This is a genomic window from Janthinobacterium sp. 1L-D-8-B-C4 (assembly GCF_057291295.1).
Window position 1 is genome coordinate 518,535 of sequence record NZ_JBXAVX010000002.1, and the last position, 18,983, is coordinate 537,517.

The window sequence follows — 18,983 nt, forward strand, 5'->3', positions numbered from 1 at the left end:
ATGGATTACGACTACATCATCGCCGGCGGCGGCTCGGCCGGCTGCGCGCTGGCCGCGCGGCTGTCCGAATCGCCCGAGGTGCGCGTGCTGCTGCTCGAAGCGGGCAAGGCCGACAGCAACCCGTACATCCACCTGCCGGTGGGCTTCTACAAGATGACGGGCGGCCCGCTGACCTGGGGCTTGACCACGGTGCCGCAAAAGCATGCTCTGAACCGCGAGATCGCCTACACCCAGGCGCGCGTGCTCGGTGGCGGCAGCTCCATCAACGCCCAGGTCTACACGCGCGGCTGTGCCCAGGACTATGACGCCTGGGCGCATGACCATGGCTGCACCGGCTGGAGCGGCGCCGAGGTGCTGCCGTACTTCGTGCGGGCCGAGGACAACGACAGCCTGGCCGGCCCGCGCCACGGCATCGGCGGCCCGCAGGGCGTCAGCACGCCGACGCCGCAGCCGATCACGCGCGCCTTCGTGCAGGCCTGCCAGCAGGTGGGCATGCCGTATAACCCCGATTTCAACGGCGAGCAGCAGGACGGCGCCGGCGCCTACCAGACCATCACGCGCGGTGCGCGCCGCTGTTCGGCGGTGGTCGGCTATCTGCGCCCGGCCATGCAGCGGCCCAACCTGACCGTGCGCACCGGCGTGCTGATCGAGCGCATCCTGGTCGAGCGCCAGCGCGCCGTCGGCGTGGAAATCATTGAGCACGGCAAACGGGTGCAGATTCGTGCCAGCGGCGAAGTCCTGCTGACGGCGGGCGCCATCGGTTCGCCCAAGCTGATGCTGTTGTCCGGCATGGGCCCGGCCGACGAGCTGCGCGCCCTGGGCATACCGGTGGTGGCCGACCTGCCCGAGGTGGGCCGCAACCTGCACGACCATTTCGGCATCGACGTGGTGTATGAACTCAATGGCCCGCACAGCCTGGACAAATACAACAAGACGCACTGGATGCTGTGGGCCGGCCTGGAATACCTGCTGTTCAAGAAGGGACCGGTCGCCTCGACCATCGTCGAAGGCGGAGCCTTCTGGTATGCCGACCGCCAGGCCGCCACGCCGGACCTGCAGTTTCACTTCCTGGTCGGCGCCGGTGTCGAGGCCGGCGTGCCGAAGATCGCCTCCGGTTCGGGCGTGACCATGAATTCCTATACCCTGCGGCCGAAAGCGCGCGGCTCCGTCACCCTGCGTTCGGCCAGCGCGCGCGACGCGGCGCTGGTCGACCCGAATTTCCTCGGCCACGAATACGACTTGCGCACCTCGATCGAAGGCGTGCGCCTGAGCCGCGAGATCTTCGCCCAGTCGGCGCTGGGCAAATACGTGAAAAAAGAGCATTTTCCGGGTGGCGCCATCAGCAGCCACGCGCAGCTGGAACAATATGCGCGCCAGTATGGCCGCACCTCGTATCACCCGGTCGGCACCTGCCGCATGGGCGGCGACCCGGGCTCGGTGGTCGACCCGGAACTGCGCGTGCGCGGCATCGCCGGCCTGCGCATCTGCGACAGTTCCGTGATGCCGGCGCTGGTCAGCTCGAACACCAATGCGCCGTCGATCATGATCGCCGAAAAGGCGGCCGACATGATACGCGCCGCGCGCCTGGGCGCCGGCCTTGAAACCCGCGTGAAGGAAGCCGCATGAGCATCGAGCCATCCATTTCCCTGCCGGCCACCATGCGCGCCGCCGTGCTGGTCGCGCCGGGCCAGTTCGAGGTGCGCCAGGTAGCGGTGCCGCTGCCTGGACCGAACGATGTGCTGATCAAGGTCACGCGCTGCGGCCTGTGCGGCACCGACATGCATATCTACCACGGCAGCTATTCGGCCGATCGCTTGCCCCTGATTCCCGGCCATGAATTCTCTGGCCATATCGCGGCCCTCGGCGCGGCCGTCACCGGCCTGGCGCTGGGCCAGGGCGTGACGGCCGATATCAACGTCGGTTGCGGCGCCTGCTTTTATTGCCGCAAGAACGAGATCATGAATTGCCCGTCCATGGTGCAGATCGGCATTCATGTCGATGGCGGCCTGGCCGAGTATGTGCGCGTGCCGGCCAGCCATATCGTGCCGGTGGCAGACACCACGCCGATCGAACTGGCGGCGCTGACCGAGCCCGTGTCGTGCATCGTGCGGGCCGTGAAACGCAGCCGGCTGCGGCTGGGCGAATCGGTGCTGATCCTGGGCGCCGGGCCGATCGGCAACCTGCACCTGCAGGTGGCGCGCCAGGCCGGTGCCGCGCCCATCATCGTCTCGGACCCGAATCCCGAACGGGCCGCGTGGGCCACGGCCAGCGGCGCCGATTACGTGGTCAGCGATCCGGCGCAGCTGGCCGGCGTAGTGGCGCAGGCCACGCAGGGCAGGGGCGCCGACCTGGTGATCGAATCGGTGGGCCTGACGGCGCTGTACGAACAGGCCTTCGACCTGGTGCGCCCGGGTGGGCGGGTGCTGGCCTTCGGCTTGTCGGCGCCGGATGCGCAGGCGCATTACCTGCCGTTCAAGGTGGTGCTCAAGGAACTGGGCCTGCAGGGCAGCGTGGCCGGCATGGGCGACGACATGCACGAGGCGATGACTTTGATCGCGCATGACCGCCTGGCGCTGGATGCCTTTGTCGCCACCGTGTATCCGCTCGAACGCATAGGCGAGGCGATGGAAGCCTTTATCAGCGACAAGCGCATCAACAAGATCCAGATCGCCATCGGCGATGTGTTCAAGGAGACCGCATGAGCATTTATTTCCGACCGGGGCTGGAACGCAGCTTCGGCACGTATCCGCTCAGGGGCGAGGAGCTGGCGTTGGCCGTGCGGGCCGCGCTGGCCGCCGGCTACCGCGCCTTCGACACGGCGCAGGGCTATGGCAACGAGGCCGACCTGGGACTGGCCTTGCAGGACTGCGGCGTGCCGCGCGAGCAGCTGTGCCTCACCTCCAAGGTCGCGCCGGAGAATTTTGCGCCCGAACGCTTTATTGACTCGGTGCGCGACAGCCTGGATAAATTGAAAGTGGCGCAGCTGGACGTGCTGCTGCTGCACTGGGCGCCGGTCGACGGCGATATCGCGCCCTCGCTGGCGCTGCTGGAACAGGCGGCCGACCTGGGCCTGGCGCGCCATATCGGCGTGAGCAACTACACGGCCGCCATGATGCGCCAGGCGGCGCGGCTGGTGCGCCGGCCGCTGGTCACCAACCAGGTCGAGTTCCACCCGCTGCTGGACCAGGGCAAGCTGCTGGCGGCAGCCGCCGAGACCGGCATTGCCCTGTCGTCCTACTGCTCGGTGGCGCGCGGCGAAGTGTTCAAGTATCCGCTGTTCGCCGAGATCGGCGCGGCGGTGGGCAAGTCGGCGGCGCAGGTGGCGCTGCGCTGGATACTGCAAAAGGGCGTGGCGATCAATACCATGTCGACCAAGCCGGAAAATATCGGCGCCAATTTCGATATCATGGATTTCACGCTGTCGAGCGTCGACATGGCGCGCATCGACGCGCTGGGCGCCACCAACTACCGCGTCGTGACCAGTGCCAGAGTGCCATACGCACCGCGCTGGGATTGATTTCAAACCAAGGAGGAGACCAAACATGCAGCCCACTGAAAAACGTCAGATCGGCCGCACCGGCCTGGAAGTGACCGCCTTTGCCTTCGGCACGGCGCCGATCGGCAATATCTTCGAACCCATCAGCGAGGCCGTGGCCAGCGAGATGATCGCCACCGCCTGGGACGCGGGCGTGCGCTTTTTCGACACCGCGCCCATGTACGGCCACGGCCTGGCCGAACTGCGCACGGGCCACAACCTGCGCGGCAAGCGGCGCGACGACTTCGTGCTGGCCTCCAAGGTGGGCCGGGTATTGACGCCGGCGCCGCGCGCCAGCATCGATTTCGGCCCCTGGGTCGATGCCGCGCCGTTCCGCAGCCGTTTCGACTACAGCTATGACGGCACCATGCGCGCCTTCGAGGATTCCTTGCAGCGCCTGGCGCTGGAGCGCATGGATATCTGCTTTATCCACGATATCGACGTGTACACCCAGGGCGCGGACCAGCCGCGCGTGTTCGAGGAAGCGATGGATGGCTGCTGGCGTGCGCTCGACCGGCTGCGCTCGGAAGGCCTGGTGAAAGCCATCGGCGTGGGCGTCAATGAATGGGAAGTCTGCCACGCGGCGCTCAAGCGCCATGATTTCGACTGCTTCCTGCTGGCCGGGCGCTACACCCTGCTGGAACAGGCGGCGCTGGACGAGTTCCTGCCGCTGTGCCAGCAGCGCGGCGCCACGGTGGTGGTCGGCGGCGGCTTCAATTCCGGCATCCTGGCCACCGGCGCCAGGCCGGGCGCCAAATACAACTACGCGCCGGCGCCACCGGCCATCCTCGAACGCGTGGCGCGCATCGAGCAGGTCTGCCGCGACTTTAATGTGCCGCTGCCGGCGGCGGCGCTGCAGTTCGTCGTCGCCCATCCGGCCGTCGCCTCCTTTACGGCCGGAACCCGCACGGTGCAGCAGTTGCAACAGAACCTGGAGTGGTTTTCCACGCCGATACCGGCCGCGTTCTGGGAAGCCCTGAAGCGCCAGGGCCTGCTGCGCGAGGATGCGCCGGTGCCGGGGTGAAGGGGTGAGGGGAGCGTCGGCTTACGCGCGTTGCGCTAAGCCGACCTACGCACATCTGCCGCACGGACCGTAGGTCGGATTAGCGGCATCGCCACGTAATCCGACGCACCGTTGGCCCCATTGAAAAAACGCATGCGATCCGTGCATATCGGTGAGATTCCGATTGCAATCGCCGAATTTCAGGTTTATAGTAACTATCTAGGGAGTTACTTAAGTGCTCCCGGATAGACCCACACCCCACCAGCCAGTTTGACAATAACCTCCCCGCCACGACGGGGACACCACCAAACGGAGACAAAATTGGAAAAAGACACGTCCTTCATCAAGACCTTCATCGAGCGCGAAACCGTCAGCCGCCGCCATTTCCTGCTGGCCAGCGCCGCCGGCGTGGCAGGCCTGTCCGCCATGAGCCTGGGCCTGCCCGCGATGGCCGCGCCGGGCCAGCGCCTGCCGCTGGCGTGGAGCTACCGCGACCGCAGCAACCCGTACTGGAACGAGCTGGTGTCGGGCGGCGAGGCGTTCATGGAAAGCCAGGGCTGGAAAAAATCCGACCTGGTCCATTTGATCAACAACGGCAGCAGTGAAAAGTCGCTGGCCGACATCAAGTCCTTCCTGGCCAAGACGGGCGGCAAGTGCGCCATCGCCTGCGATCCGAACGACGCGCCGAATGCGCGCCCGGTGGTCGAATCGGTGGCCAAGGCGGGCGCTTTCGTGTCGACCATCTGGAACAAGACGGACGATCTGCACCCGTGGGATTTCGGCGACAACTGGGTCTCGCACATGACCTGGTCCGATGTCGAGCCGGCCGAAAAAACGGCCCGCATCCTGCTGACCGCGATGGGCGGCAAGGGCGCCATCGTCGGCATTGGCGGCATCCCGGCCAACGGCCCGGCGGTCGAGCGGCGCAAGGGCCTGATGAACGCATTGAAGGATTTCCCGAACGTCAAGCTGCTCGACTACCAGCCGGCCGACTGGAGCACGCAAAAAGCCAATGAAGTGATGCAGGGCTTCCTGACCCGCTTCGGCGAGCAGATCACGGGCGTGTTCAGCGCCAATGACTCGATGGCCTACGGCATTCTCGAAGCGCTGCGCGCCGAAGGACGCAAGCTGCCGGTGGTGGCGTATGACGGCAACGCCCAGGCGGTCGACCTGGTGCTGAAGGGCGAACTGCTGGCCACCTGCTTTACCAATCCGCCGTGGGCCGGCGGCATCTCGGTGGCACTGGCCTATCACGCCGCGATCGGCACCTTCAAGCCGTCGAAAGAGCCGAAGGCGCACCGCGAGTTCTACGGCCCCACCATCCTCATCACGCAAAAAGACGCCCAGGCGTTCAAGAAGAAATACCTGTCGGGCAGCATCCCGAAATACGACTGGAAAGACTTCTGGGGCCCGACCACCGGGCCGATCCGCGCCTGAGTACCAGCAAGCCCGCGGCACCCGTCGCGCCACGGCATCACGCCGCGCGCCGCCGCGGGCGCACGTCCCCGCACTGTGATTGAAGGCTTTACCATGACATCCTCCGCAACACCGTACCACCTCGCCTGGCAATGGGCGCCCGCCATCGTGCTGGCCGCGCTGCTGGCCTTTTTCACGGCGGTCAATCCGAATTTCCTCAGCGTCGCCAACCTGGCGCGCATGTCGATTTCCGCCACGCCCGCGCTGCTGGTCGCGCTCGGCGTGACCTTCATCATCATCATGGGCTCGATCGACCTGTCGATGGAAGGCGTGGTGTCGACCACCGCCGTCGTCTTCGGCTGGCTGTTCCTGGCCCTGGGCGGCCACCTGGCCGAAGGCTGGGCCTGGGTCGCGCTGCCGGCCGCCATCGCCGCTGGCGCCGTGTTCGGCTATATCAATGGCCTGATCCACATCCGCCTGTCGATACCATCCTTCATGTCCAGCCTGGCGATGGGTTTTGTCGGCACCGGCATCGCCATCCTGATGACGGGCGGCGAACAGATCCGCATCGAAGACGACGTCTTCCGCGCCTTGCTGCTCCAGCGCTGGTGGAATTTTCCGCTGATGGCCTATGTGGGCGTGGCCGCCGTGCTGCTGGCCTGGTTTATCCAGCGCAAGACCGTCCTGGGCCGCAATTTCTATGCGGTGGGCGGCGGCGAGCACCTGGCCCATGCGTCCGGCCTGAATGTGTACCGCGTGCGCCTGCTGGGCTTCATGCTGGCCGGCATGTTTTACGCGGCGGCCGCCTTGCTGGCCACCGCCCGCCTGGGCATGGCCGAAGCCAATACCGGTTCGAACTATATGTTCGTGTCGATCACCTCGGTGGTGGTGGGCGGCACCACCTTGCTCGGCGGCAGCGGCGGCGTGTGGAACACGGTGGCCGGCGTGCTGATCGTCAATGTCATCAGCAACGGCATGGTGGTGGCCGGCTTGCCGCGCTACCTGCAGGACGGCGTGCTGGGCCTGCTGGTGATCATCGCCGTGGTGCTGTCGACCGACCGTAAATCGATTTCTTTCGTGAAGTGACCGCCATGCTCGAATTTCGCAAAGTAGAAAAGAACTTCCCCAATGTGCGCGCCCTGAAGGGTGTCGATTTCAAGGTCGGCAATGGCGAGATCATCGGCCTGGTCGGCGAGAACGGCGCCGGCAAGTCGACCTTGATGAAGGTGCTGTACGGCAGCTACCAGCACGATGGCGGCGAGATCCTGATCGACGGCAAGCCGACCCGCTTCGCCAGCCCCCGCGCCGCGATGCAGGCTGGCATCGGCATGGTGTTCCAGGAACAGTCGCTGCTGCCCAACCTGAGCGTGATGGAAAATATCTTCCTCGGCTTCGAACAGCAGTTCTCGTCCTTCGGCGTGATCAACTGGAAGAAGATGGCGGCCGCCGCCCGCCTGCAGCTGAACAAGGTGCACCTCGCTATCGACCCGAAGACCATCACGGCGCGGCTGTCGTTCGCCCAGCGCCAGATGGTGGAACTGGCCAAGGTGCTGACCCTGGAAGAGCGGGTCGACGGCCAGCTGGTGATCCTGCTCGACGAACCGACTTCGGTGCTGTCGAAAGAGGAAACCCAGCTGCTGTTCAAGCTGATCCGCGAGCTGCGCTCGCGCGCCGCGTTTATCTTCGTGTCGCACCGGCTCGACGAGGTGATCGAGATTTCGGACCGCATCTACGTGATGAAGGACGGCGAGGTGGTCAGCGTGGTCGACAGCGCGCAGGCGCAGGTCGAACAGATCCAGCAGCAGATGGTGGGGCGCGAGATCAGCGTCGAATACTACCGCGAGGACAAGCAGCTGCCGCATGGCGCCGAAGTGCTGGTCGAGCTGGACGCCTTGAGCCGCAAGGGCCACTACCAGGACATCAGCCTGCGTTTGCACCGCGGCGAGGTGCTCAGCCTGGTGGGCGTGGAGGGCAGCGGCGGCGAAGCCATCCTGCGCACCCTGTTCGGCCTGGAACAGCCGACCTCCGGCAGCCTGCGGCTCAAGGGGCAAGCGGTCAAGGGCCAGAGCGCGGCCAGGGCGGTGGCCGGCGGCATGGGTTATATCCCGCGCGAACGCAAGATCGAGGGCATCGTCGACGGCATGTCGGTATGCGAAAACATGACCCTGTCGCAGCTGGGCAATTACAGCCGGGCGGGCGTGCTGCGCATGGCGGCCGAAAAGACCACCGCCGCGCAGTGGATGGCGCGCCTGGCGATCAAGGCGCCGTCGGTGCACGCCAATGCGGGCAAGCTTTCCGGCGGCAACCAGCAGAAGGTGGTGATCGCCAAATGGCGCAGCGGCGGCTCGGACATCATTTTGCTCGACCACCCCACGCGCGGCGTCGACATCGGCGCCAAGGAGGGCATCTACGAGGTGATACGCGAAATGTGCGCCGACGGCTGCGGCGTGCTGCTGATGGCCGACACGCTGGAAGAGGCGATCGGCCTGTCGCACACCATCGTGGTGCTCAAGGACCAGCGCATCCGCCACCGTTTCGACTGCGTGCCGGGCAGCAAACCGACGCCGTTCGACCTGGTCCACCACATGACCTGAGCCTGGCCTGATCACCACCTTATTACCTGAAACTGCGAGACCAAGATGAAGATAGAAAAACTGCGCGCCCACTTTCCGTGGCTGACGCTGGTGGTGCTGGCGCTGCTGGTCAGCCTGGCCCACCCCGAGTTCCTGCAGCCGGCCAACCTGCTGCAGATGGCCTCCGACGTCGCCGCCCTGTTCGTGATGGCGCTGGGGATCACGCTGGTGATCTATATCGGCGGCATCGACCTGTCGTCGCAATCGCTGGCCAATATGGCCACCGTGCTGGCCACCGTCGCGCTGCCGCTGGGCGGCCCGTGGACCTCCCTGCTGGTGCTGCTGGCCGGCGCGCTGCTGGGCGGCGCTTCCGGCGTCGCCTCGACCAAGCTCAAAGTGCCGTCCTTTATCGCCACCCTGGCGCTGGGCGGCATCGCGCTGTCGCTGGGCGCGTATGTCTCGAAGCAGCAGTCGGTGTCGATGGACGCCGGGCTGCGTGCGCAGGGTTATGGCTGGATCTATGGCGCCACCCTGGCGATTCCGCACGAGGTCCTGATTGCGCTGGCGCTGCTGGCGGTGCTGCTGTTCCTGGAGCGGCGCACCACCTTTGGCCGTGTATTGAAGGCGATCGGCTGCGGCGAACTGGCGGCACTGGCGTCGGGCATCCGCGTCGACCGCTACAAGATCGCCGCCTATGCCATGTCCGGCGCGCTGGCGGCGGCCGCCGGCCTGATCTTCGCTGCCCGCCTGGCCGGCGGCGGGCCGAACGTGGCGGAAGGCTTTCTGCTGCCGGCGATCGTCGCCGTGCTGGTGGGCGGCACCTCGCTGTCGGGTGGCGTCGGCGGCGTCCTGAACACCTTTGTCGGCACCCTGATCGTGGCGGTGATCCGCACCGGCATGGTCTACCTGGAAGTGCCGGCGCAGTCGCAGCAGTTCGTGTTCGGTCTGATGCTGATTGTCGCCATCGCGCTGACCATCGACCGCAGCAAGCTGCATATGGTCAAGTGACCGGGCAGGGCCTGGCATCGGATCTGACTCACTTTAATTGATTAATGAAGCAAGGAGCAAGCATGAAAATTCTCGTGCCCGTCAAGCGGGTGTTGGACTACAACGTCAAGGCAAGAGTCAAGGCGGACGGCAGCGGCGTGGAGCTGGCCAATGTCAAGATGAGCATGAACCCCTTCGATGAAATCGCCGTGGAACAGGCGGTGCGCCTGAAGGAAGCGGGCGTGGCGACGGAAATCTTGGTGGTGTCCTGCGGCGTGGCGGCCTGCCAGGATGTGCTGCGCAATGCGCTGGCGATCGGCGCCGACCGCGCCATCCTGGTCCACAGTGACGCCGAGCTGCAGCCGTTGGCCGTGGCCAGGCTGCTCAAAGCCGTGTGCGATCAGGAGGCGCCGCAGCTGGTCTTGTGCGGCAAGCAGGCGGTGGACGACGACGCCAACCAGGTGGGGCAGATGCTGGCCGCGCTGGCCGGCTGGCCGCAGGCGACGTTTGCCTCGGCCATCACCCTGGCCGATGGCGAGGCTATCGTCACGCGCGAAGTGGACGGCGGCCTGGAAACGCTGCAAGTGGGCCTGCCGGCCGTGATCAGCGCCGACCTGCGCCTGAACGAGCCGCGCTACGTGACCCTGCCGAACATCATGAAAGCGAAGAAAAAGCCGCTGGCTACCGTGACGCCGGCCGAACTGGGCGTCGATGCCGCCGCCATCGCCCCGCGCTACAGCACCGTGCGCGTGAGCGAACCGGCGCCGCGCGCCGCCGGCGTGACGGTCGCCAATGTGAATGAACTGATCTTGAAACTGAAACTGGAAGCGAAGGCAATCTGATGACCACCCTTGTTATTGCAGAACACGACCACCACAGCCTGCATGGCGCCACCTTCAATACGCTCGGCGCCGCGCTGCAACTGGGCGGCGAGGTGCACCTGCTGGTGGCCGGCGCCGATTGCGCGGCAGCGGCCGCCCAGGCAGCGCAATTGCAGGGCGTGACCAAAGTGCTGCTGTGCGACGCGCCCCATTATGCGGCGCAGACGGCGGAAAACCTGGCCGCGCTGGTGGTGGCCCACGCAGCTCCTTACAGCCATATCCTGGCGCCGGCCAGCACTTTTGGCAAGAATGCACTGCCGCGCGTGGCCGCCCTGCTGGGCGTGGCGCAGATTTCCGAGATCAGCGCCGTCATCTCGCCCGACACCTTCGTGCGGCCCATCTATGCGGGCAACGTGCTGGCCATCGTCACCAGCCTTGATTCGGTCAAGGTGGCGACCGTGCGCATCACCGCGTTCGATCCGGTTGCCAGCGGTGGCAGTGCCGTGATCGAGGCGCTGGCGCCGGCCTTGGATACGGGCTTGTCGCGCCTGGTGTCGCGCGCGCTGGCCAGCTCGGCGCGGCCCGACCTGGTCGCGGCGAAGATTATCGTGTCGGGCGGACGCGGCCTGGGCAGCGGCGAGAATTATGCGCGCCTGCTGGAACCGCTGGCCGACAAGCTGGGCGCCGCCCTGGGCGCGTCGCGCGCGGCCGTCGACGCCGGCTATGTGCCGAACGACTACCAGATCGGCCAGACCGGCAGGGTGGTGGCGCCGCAGGTGTATATCGCGGTGGGGATTTCCGGCGCGATCCAGCACCTGGCCGGCATGAAGGACGCGAAGGTGATCGTCGCCATCAACAGCGATGCCGATGCGCCGATCTTCCAGGCGGCCGATTACGGCCTGGTGGCCGACCTGTTCGCGGCCGTGCCGGAGCTGAGCGCAGCGCTCTAGCTGCGCGCCATTTTGCCACCCCGGGCGGCTATAATGCAGGGCAAGAAGATGCTGGACAATCAGCCAAGGAACAGAGCAATCATGGGAACAAAAATGGTATTCCGGGCGCGTAACGCCGACGCGACGCGCGACAGCATCCTGCAGGCGGCGCGCGCCGAGTTTGCCGCCTCCGGGCTCGGTGGCGCGCGTGTGGACGATATCGCCGAGCGCTCAGGGTCGAACAAGCGCATGATCTACCATTATTTCGGCGGCAAGGATGACCTGTTTGCCGAAGTGATCGCCGCCGAATACGAAAAAATCCGTACGCGCGAAATGGCGCTGAACCTCGAAGCGCTGCCGCCGATGGAGGCAATGAGCAAGCTGGTGGAGTTCACCTGGAACTACTACATTGAAAACCCGGAATTCATCACCCTGGTCAACAGCGCCAACCTGCACAAGGGCCGCCACCTGGACGGCAAGAGCGGCCTGCGTGAAATGCAGGACAGCTATGTTGCCCTGGTGACCCGCATCCTCGACCGTGGCGTGGCGCTGAAGATTTTCCGCGCCGGCGTCGACCCGGTGCAGCTGTGCATCACGCTGGCCGCCATTTCCTACTACTACCTCACCAACCAGTACACCGGCGCGCACCTGTTCGGCTTCAACTTCACCGATGCCCCAGCGTTGAAGGCTCGCCTGCAGTTCAATATCGACACCGTACAGCGCCTGCTGTCGGCATAATGGGTATCAAGGCCGGGTCACCTGACCCTGCCTTTGAAGCCTCAGGTGTGGCGCGATAGTCATGAGTGTTTTTTGTTCTCCTATTATATGTCTTATATAAGACTGGTTGAGGTACAATAACGGTCGAGATAGTCGGCCAGGCGGCCGACGCCCCTGCAATCAACCTTGACCGAGAGTATTTTATGCTAGCTGCTTATCGCAATCACGTCGCCGAACGCGCCACCCTTGGTATTCCTCCGCTGCCGCTGTCGGCGGCCCAGACCACGGAACTGGTCGAACTTCTGTTGAACCCGCCTGCTGGCGAAGAACAGTTCCTGGTCGACCTGGTCACCCACCGCGTGCCGGCTGGCGTGGATGATGCCGCCAAGATCAAATGTGCTTTCCTGGCCAGCGTTGCCAAGGGCACGGAAACGTCGCCGCTGATTTCGCGCGAGCTGGCCACGCGCCTCTTGGGCACCATGCTGGGCGGCTTCAACATCAAGCCGATGATCGACCTGCTCGACGACCCGGTGGTCGGCGCGGTGGCGGCCGAAGGCCTGAAGAAAACCCTGCTGATGTTCGACTACTTCCACGACGTCAAGGAACTGGCCGACAAGGGCAGCGCGCGCGCCACGGAAGTGGTGCAGTCGTGGGCCGATGCCGAGTGGTTCACCTCGCGTCCGGAAGTACCGCAAAGCCTGACCATCACTGTTTTCAAGGTGACCGGCGAAACCAATACCGACGACCTGTCGCCGGCGCCCGACGCCACCACGCGTCCGGATATTCCGCTGCACGCGCTGGCCATGCTGAAGAACCCGCGTCCCGGCATCAACCCGGAAGAGCCGGGCAAGATCGGCCCGCTGAAGCAGCTCGAAGCACTGAAAGCCAAGGGCCACCTGGTCGCCTACGTGGGCGACGTGGTCGGCACCGGTTCCTCGCGCAAATCGGCCACCAACTCGGTGCTGTGGTTTACCGGCGAAGATATTCCCTTCATTCCAAACAAACGTTTCGGCGGCGTATGCCTGGGCACCAAGATTGCCCCGATCTTCTACAACACCATGGAAGACGCTGGCGCACTGCCGATCGAACTCGATGTGACGCAAATGGAAATGGGCGATGTGGTCGAACTGCGTCCATACGAAGGCAAGGCACTGAAAAACGGCCAGGTCATCTCTGAATTTACCGTCAAGTCCGAGGTGCTGTTTGACGAAGTGCGCGCCGGCGGCCGCATTCCACTGATCATCGGCCGCGGCCTGACCGCCAAGGCGCGCGAATCGCTGGGCCTGGCCACGTCGACGCTGTTCCGCCTGCCGCAAAACCCGGTTGACAGCGGCCGTGGTTACTCGCTGGCGCAAAAAATGGTCGGCCGCGCCTGCGGCCTGCCGGAAGGCACCGGCATCCGTCCGGGCACCTACTGCGAACCGAAGATGACCACCGTCGGCTCGCAAGACACCACCGGCCCGATGACCCGCGACGAACTGAAAGACCTGGCCTGCCTGGGCTTCTCGGCCGACCTGGTGATGCAGTCGTTCTGCCACACCGCCGCCTACCCGAAAGTGGTGGACGTCAAGATGCACCGCGAACTGCCGACCTTTATTGAAAACCGTGGCGGCGTGGCCCTGCGTCCGGGCGACGGCGTGATCCACTCGTGGCTGAACCGCCTGCTGATGCCCGACACCGTCGGCACCGGTGGCGACTCGCACACCCGTTTCCCGATCGGCATTTCTTTCCCGGCCGGTTCCGGCCTGGTGGCGTTTGCCGCCGCCACCGGCGTGATGCCGCTCGATATGCCTGAATCGGTACTGGTGCGCTTCAAGGGCGAAATGCAGCCTGGCGTGACCCTGCGCGACTTGGTCAACGCGATTCCGCTGTACGCGATCCGCCAGGGCATGCTGACGGTCGACAAAAAGGGCAAGAAGAACATCTTCTCCGGCCGCATCCTGGAAATCGAAGGCTTGCCTGACCTGAAGGTCGAGCAGGCGTTCGAACTGTCCGACGCGTCGGCAGAACGCTCGGCCGCCGGTTGCACCGTGCACCTGGACAAAGCGCCGATCATCGAGTACATGACTTCGAACATCACCCTGATGAAGTGGATGATCGCCAACGGCTACCTCGACCAGCGCACGCTGGAACGCCGCATCCGTGCGATGGAAGCCTGGCTGGCCAATCCCGAGCTGCTGGCGCCGGACGCCGATGCGGAATACGCCGCCGTGATCGAGATCGACCTGGCCGACATCCACGAGCCTATCGTGGCCTGCCCGAACGACCCGGACGACGTGAAAACGCTGGCCGAAGTGGCTGGCGCCAAGATCGATGACGTGTTTGTCGGTTCGTGCATGACCAATATCGGCCACTTCCGCGCCGCTTCCAAGGTGTTGGAAAACAAGACCGACATTCCGGTGCGCCTGTGGATCGCGCCACCGACCAAGATGGACCAGCAGGTGCTGACGGCCGAAGGTCATTACGGCAGCCTGGGCCGCACCGGTGCGCGCATGGAAATGCCGGGCTGCTCGCTGTGCATGGGTAACCAGGCGCAGATCCGCAAGGGCGCCACGGTGATGTCGACTTCGACCCGTAACTTCCCGAACCGCCTCGGCATCGAGACCAATGTCTACCTCGGCTCGGCCGAACTGGCCGCCGTGTGTTCCTTGCTGGGCCGCATTCCGACCCGCGCGGAATACATGTCGCATATCGGCGTGATTGCCGACAATGCCGACGAGATCTACCGCTACATGAACTTCGACAAGATCGAAGAATTCCGTTCGGTGGCAGACAAGGTGCAAGTCCCGGCGTAAGCCTGTGTGACTGATGCGACCCCGGCAAGCTGGCAACGGCTTGCCGGGGTTTTTTTGTGCGCTTTTGCCGCGCTTCCTGCGGCAACAGCACCTCGCTGAAAGCGGGCGCCCTGCCTTTTGGCAGTGTGCTTGCCTGATTGTCACTGTCATGCTGTACCGGTAGCCTGGACGCGGCAAGATGCCACGCCGGCATTCTTACCGGGGAAAGATGATGGTGACACTAGAGATCAATGGCAGCGTACGCAGTTTTGACGTGACTCCCGAGATGCCGCTGTTGTGGGTGCTGCGCGATGCGGCGCACATGACCGGCACCAAATTCGGTTGCGGCATGGCGCTGTGCGGCGCCTGCACCGTGCATGTCGACGGCGTCGCCGCGCGCTCGTGCGTGCTGCCGGTGCAGGCGGCCGTGGGGCGCAAGATCACCACCATCGAGGGCGTGGGCGCGACCCCCAGCGGGCGCGCCGTGCAGGCGGCGTGGCTGGCGGCGGAAGTGGTGCAATGCGGCTATTGCCAGTCGGGACAGATCATGTCCGCTTCGGCGCTGCTGGCGAAAAACCGTGCGCCATCGGACGCCGATATCGACGCCGCCATGAGCGGCAATATCTGCCGTTGCGGCACCTACCAGCGCATCCGGCTGGCGATCCACCAGGCGGCCGCCTCGCCTGCGCTGCAAGGGAAAAAGTCATGAGCGCCGGCGTTCAGCCTTCATCATCGCGCCGCCTGCTCCTGAAAAGCGCGGGCCTGGTCGGCGGCGCCTGGGTGCTGGGATTGCTGCCGGGCGCCGGCGAGCAGGCGTTTGCGGCGGGCGCCAACGCTGCGGCGAAGCAGTTCGACCCGAATGCCTTTATTTCCATCCATCCCGATGGCAACGTGACGCTGACCATGCCGAAGATCGAGATGGGGCAGGGTACCTATACTTCGCTGCCGATGCTGCTTGCCGAGGAACTCGAAATCGGTCTGGAGCAAGTGCGTCTGCGCCACGCGCCGCCCGACGTGGCCCTGTACGGCGGCGCACGCCACGATCAGTTTACCGGCGGCTCCTTGAGCATCCAGACACTATGGCTGCCGCTGCGCCAGGCCGGCGCCGCCGCGCGCACGGTGCTGGTCGCTGCGGCGGCGCAGAGCTGGAATGTTTCACCAGAGAGCTGCCATGCGGCGCACGGCGTGGTGCATCACGCGGCTTCGCAACGGCAGATCGGCTACGGCGCGCTGATTGAAGCGGCGGCCAGGCTGCCACTGCCAACAGCGCCGGTGCCGCTGAAAGCGCGGCGCGACTTCAAGCTGCTCGGCACGCCGCAAAAGCGGCTCGATACGCGCGGCAAGATCGACGGCAGCGCGCAGTTCGGCATCGACGTGGTGCTGCCGGGAATGGTGTTCGCCTCGGTGGCGGCCTGCCCGGTGGCTGGCGGCACGCTGAAAGCCGTCGATGAGCGGCGCGCGCGCGCCTTGCCCGGCGTGCGCGACGTGGTGCGCTTGCCTGATGCGGTGGCCGTGATCGCCGACAATACCTGGCATGCGCGCCAGGGCGTGGCGGCGCTCGACATCACCTGGGATAATGGTCCAAATGCGGGCCTGACGAGCGCCGGCATCGCCGCCATCATGGCGCAGGCGGCCGCAGGGCCGGGCAAGGTGGCGCGCAATGACGGCGATGCAGCCGCCGCTCTGGCGGCGGCACCGGCCTCGCAGCGGCACACGTCCACCTATACCAATCCGATGCTGGCGCATGCGCCGATGGAGCCGATCAATTGCACCGTGCACGTGCAGCTTGAGCGCGCCGAGCTGTGGGTCGGCACGCAAATCCCGGCGCGCGCCCGCGATGCGGTCGCCAGGCGGCTGGGCATCGCACCCGAGCAGGTCACGCTGAACGGCTATCTGCTCGGTGGCGCGTTCGGGCGCCGGCTGCACAGCGACTTTATCGAGCAAGCCGCGCTGATCGGACGCCAGGTCAAATCGCCCGTCAAAGTCACGTGGACGCGCGAGGAAGACATGCAGCACGATGTGTACCGCGGCCACTATCATCACGTGGTGTCGGCCACGGTGGGCGCGGATGGCTGGCCGCTGGCGCTGTTTCACAAACTGGCGGGGCCGTCGAATATCGCGCCGTTCTCGCCTGGCCTGCTGCGCGACGGCCTGGACCTGGCCGCCGTCGAAGGCTCGGCCAATTTCAGCTATGCGATTCCAGCCATGAAAGTGGAATACACGCGCGAGGACGGCCCCGTGCCGACCGGTTTCTGGCGCGGCGTGGGCCCCACCCGCAACCTGTTCGTGCTCGAGAGCTTTATCGATGAACTGGCGCACCGCGCCAAACGCGATCCGCTGGAATATCGCCTCGCCATGCTGAAGGACAAGCCGCGCGCGGCCCATGTGCTTGCGCGCGCAGCCAAGCTGGCCGGCTGGGGCGGCAAGCAGACAACGCCACCAGGCATGCCGGCGCGCACCGGGCGCGGCATCGCCTTGCTGTATGCGTGGAATACCTACATGGCGCAGGTAGTCGACCTGTCGGTCGGCATGGACGGTGCCGTCAGCGTGCAGCGCGTGGTGTGTGTGGTCGACTGCGGCAGTATCGTTAATCCGGACACGGTGGCCGCGCAGATCCAGGGCGGCATCAACTTTGGCCTGACCGCCATGCTGTACGGCGAAATCACGCACCAGGACGGGCGCGTCCAGCAGAGCAATTTCCACGACTACCAGGCCTTGCGCATGCCAGAGGCGCCACCGGTGGTGATCGAGATCGTCGACAGCGAGGAGCCGCCGGGCGGCATCGGCGAGCCTGGCACGGCCACCTTCGGGCCGGCCTTTGCCAATGCCATTTTCGCCGCCACCGGCAAACGCTTGTACAGCACGCCGGTGCGCGCCGCCGATTTGATGGCCGGAGCGACAGCATGAACAAAAAATTGAAAATTGCATTGGCCGTAGCGGTGCTGGGCGTGGCCGCTGCGCTGGCGTTTGCCTGGCAACCGGCGATTGCGCCGGTGACTCCCGTCGCAGCATCGGCGCTGGACCAGGGCGCGGTGGCGCGTGGTGCGCGCATTGTTGCGCTGGGCGACTGCATGGTGTGCCATACGGCCAAGGGCGGCGCGCCGTTTGCTGGCGGCCTGGCGCTGCGCACGCCGTTCGGCACGCTGTACACCACCAATATCACGCCGCACGTGGACGCCGATGGTAGCGGCAATGGCAATGGCATCGGCGACTGGCCGCTGGCGGCTTTTGCGCGCGCGCTGCGCCATGGCGTGGCGCGCGACGGCCACTTGCTGTATCCGGCCTTCCCGTATATTCATTACACGAAGATGACCGACCAGGATATCGGCGACGCCTATGCCTTTCTGATGAGCCGCGAGGCGGTCGACGCCAGGCCGCCCGCCAACGACCTGCTGCTGCCGTTGCGATTGCGTCCGCTGCTGGCGGGCTGGAATCTGCTGTACCTGCGCAGCGGTCCTGCGCCAGAAGACGCTAGCCAGGACGCCATATGGAACCGTGGCCGCTACCTGGTCAACAGCCTGGGCCACTGCGCCTAGTGCCACAGCAGCCTGAACCTGATTGGCGGCGAGGGCAGTCCGGCTTTCGGCGGCGGCAATATTGATGGCTGGGATGCACCCGCGTTGACTACCTTGCTGCAAAGGCCGATCCCGTGGAACCGGGAACAGCTGGCGCTGTATCTGCGCCATGGCTACTCGCCCGAGCATGGCGCCGCCGGCGGGCCGATGGCGCCCGTCACGCACAGCCTGGCCAGCGTGCCGCAGCAAGATGTGCAGGCCATGGCCCGTTATCTGATGACCTTGCAGGCTGCCGCGCCGCCCAGGACAGCGGCGCCGGCTGCCGACAATGGGCAAGTGCGCCAAGTGCAGCAGGGGGCGCTGCTGTTTGCCGGCGCCTGCGCCAGCTGTCATGGCGCAGCGCCGCCAGACGGCTTGCCGTCGACGCGTTCGCCGCTGTCGCTGGCCACGGCGGTGGCGGGCGAACGGCCGGATAACCTGATCCAGGTGCTGCTGCAAGGGATGCCGCTGGAAGTAGGGCGGCCCGCCGCTCAGGCCTCGCGCTACATGCCGCCGTTTGCCAGCGCGCTGGACGACGCGCAGATCGCCGCGATTGCCGCCTATGTGCGGGTCGAAATCGCCAAACGGCCCGCCTGGCCCGATGTCGAAAAACGAGCGGCCAGCTTGCGCAAGGCGGCGCTGTAGGCGAGCGGGGCAATGCTGGTGGATTTGGC

At 65.6% G+C, this 18,983-nt stretch carries 14 protein-coding genes and 1 pseudogene; all 15 read left to right on the plus strand.

The window, feature by feature from the left end; genetic code table 11:
• The 15 genes and pseudogenes from AC0Z42_RS05530 to AC0Z42_RS05600 all read left to right on the plus strand — a co-directional run bounded on the left by AC0Z42_RS05530 (position 1) and on the right by AC0Z42_RS05600 (position 18,954).
• Positions 1–1,626: a GMC family oxidoreductase gene (locus tag AC0Z42_RS05530; protein ID WP_485467233.1), complete on the plus strand. Its 1,626-nt coding sequence runs from the start codon at positions 1–3 to the stop codon at positions 1,624–1,626.
• Entirely contained in the window at positions 1,623–2,702 is a 1,080-nt protein-coding gene (locus AC0Z42_RS05535) for a zinc-dependent alcohol dehydrogenase (protein WP_485467234.1), read from the plus strand. Before AC0Z42_RS05530 ends, AC0Z42_RS05535 begins: the two co-directional genes overlap by 4 nt.
• Positions 2,699–3,517 carry an aldo/keto reductase gene (locus AC0Z42_RS05540; RefSeq protein ID WP_485467235.1) on the plus strand — a complete coding sequence of 273 codons (819 nt, stop codon included), beginning with the start codon at positions 2,699–2,701 and terminating at the stop codon, positions 3,515–3,517. The genes AC0Z42_RS05535 and AC0Z42_RS05540 overlap by 4 nt, the downstream gene beginning before the upstream one ends.
• 25 nt (positions 3,518–3,542) lie before the next feature.
• A complete protein-coding gene (locus AC0Z42_RS05545) occupies positions 3,543–4,559 on the plus strand; it encodes an aldo/keto reductase (RefSeq protein WP_485467236.1) in 1,017 nt (338 codons plus the stop codon).
• A 300-nt stretch (positions 4,560–4,859) separates the two neighbouring features.
• The gene (locus AC0Z42_RS05550; RefSeq protein WP_485467237.1) at positions 4,860–5,975 is read left to right on the plus strand and encodes a sugar ABC transporter substrate-binding protein; all 1,116 of its coding nucleotides are present in this window, start codon (positions 4,860–4,862) and stop codon (positions 5,973–5,975) included.
• A gap of 93 nt (positions 5,976–6,068) precedes the next feature.
• On the plus strand, positions 6,069–7,040 hold the full coding sequence (locus tag AC0Z42_RS05555) for an ABC transporter permease (protein ID WP_485467238.1): 972 nt from the start codon (positions 6,069–6,071) through the stop codon (positions 7,038–7,040).
• 5 nt (positions 7,041–7,045) lie between these two features.
• Entirely contained in the window at positions 7,046–8,548 is a 1,503-nt protein-coding gene (locus AC0Z42_RS05560; RefSeq protein ID WP_485467239.1) for a sugar ABC transporter ATP-binding protein, read from the plus strand.
• A gap of 45 nt (positions 8,549–8,593) precedes the next feature.
• On the plus strand, positions 8,594–9,535 hold the full coding sequence (locus AC0Z42_RS05565) for an ABC transporter permease (RefSeq protein WP_485467240.1): 942 nt from the start codon (positions 8,594–8,596) through the stop codon (positions 9,533–9,535).
• A gap of 62 nt (positions 9,536–9,597) precedes the next feature.
• The gene (locus tag AC0Z42_RS05570; RefSeq protein WP_485467241.1) at positions 9,598–10,356 is read left to right on the plus strand and encodes an electron transfer flavoprotein subunit beta/FixA family protein; all 759 of its coding nucleotides are present in this window, start codon (positions 9,598–9,600) and stop codon (positions 10,354–10,356) included.
• Positions 10,356–11,285: an electron transfer flavoprotein subunit alpha/FixB family protein gene (locus AC0Z42_RS05575; RefSeq protein ID WP_485467242.1), complete on the plus strand. Its 930-nt coding sequence runs from the start codon at positions 10,356–10,358 to the stop codon at positions 11,283–11,285. The genes AC0Z42_RS05570 and AC0Z42_RS05575 overlap by 1 nt, the downstream gene beginning before the upstream one ends.
• An 81-nt stretch (positions 11,286–11,366) precedes the next feature.
• Positions 11,367–12,002, plus strand: coding sequence for a TetR/AcrR family transcriptional regulator (locus AC0Z42_RS05580; protein ID WP_485467243.1), 636 nt, complete (start codon positions 11,367–11,369; stop codon positions 12,000–12,002).
• Between the two features lie 182 nt (positions 12,003–12,184).
• Positions 12,185–14,776, plus strand: coding sequence for a bifunctional aconitate hydratase 2/2-methylisocitrate dehydratase (locus AC0Z42_RS05585; RefSeq protein WP_485467244.1), 2,592 nt, complete (start codon positions 12,185–12,187; stop codon positions 14,774–14,776).
• Positions 14,777–14,987: 211 nt separating this feature from the next.
• Entirely contained in the window at positions 14,988–15,464 is a 477-nt protein-coding gene (locus AC0Z42_RS05590; RefSeq protein WP_485467318.1) for a (2Fe-2S)-binding protein, read from the plus strand.
• Positions 15,461–17,662: a xanthine dehydrogenase family protein molybdopterin-binding subunit gene (locus AC0Z42_RS05595; protein WP_485467245.1), complete on the plus strand. Its 2,202-nt coding sequence runs from the start codon at positions 15,461–15,463 to the stop codon at positions 17,660–17,662. Before AC0Z42_RS05590 ends, AC0Z42_RS05595 begins: the two co-directional genes overlap by 4 nt.
• Positions 17,659–18,954 (plus strand): annotated as a pseudogene (locus AC0Z42_RS05600) (c-type cytochrome). The gene AC0Z42_RS05595 and the pseudogene AC0Z42_RS05600 overlap by 4 nt, the downstream one beginning before the upstream one ends.
• The last annotated feature ends 29 nt before the right edge of the window (positions 18,955–18,983 follow it).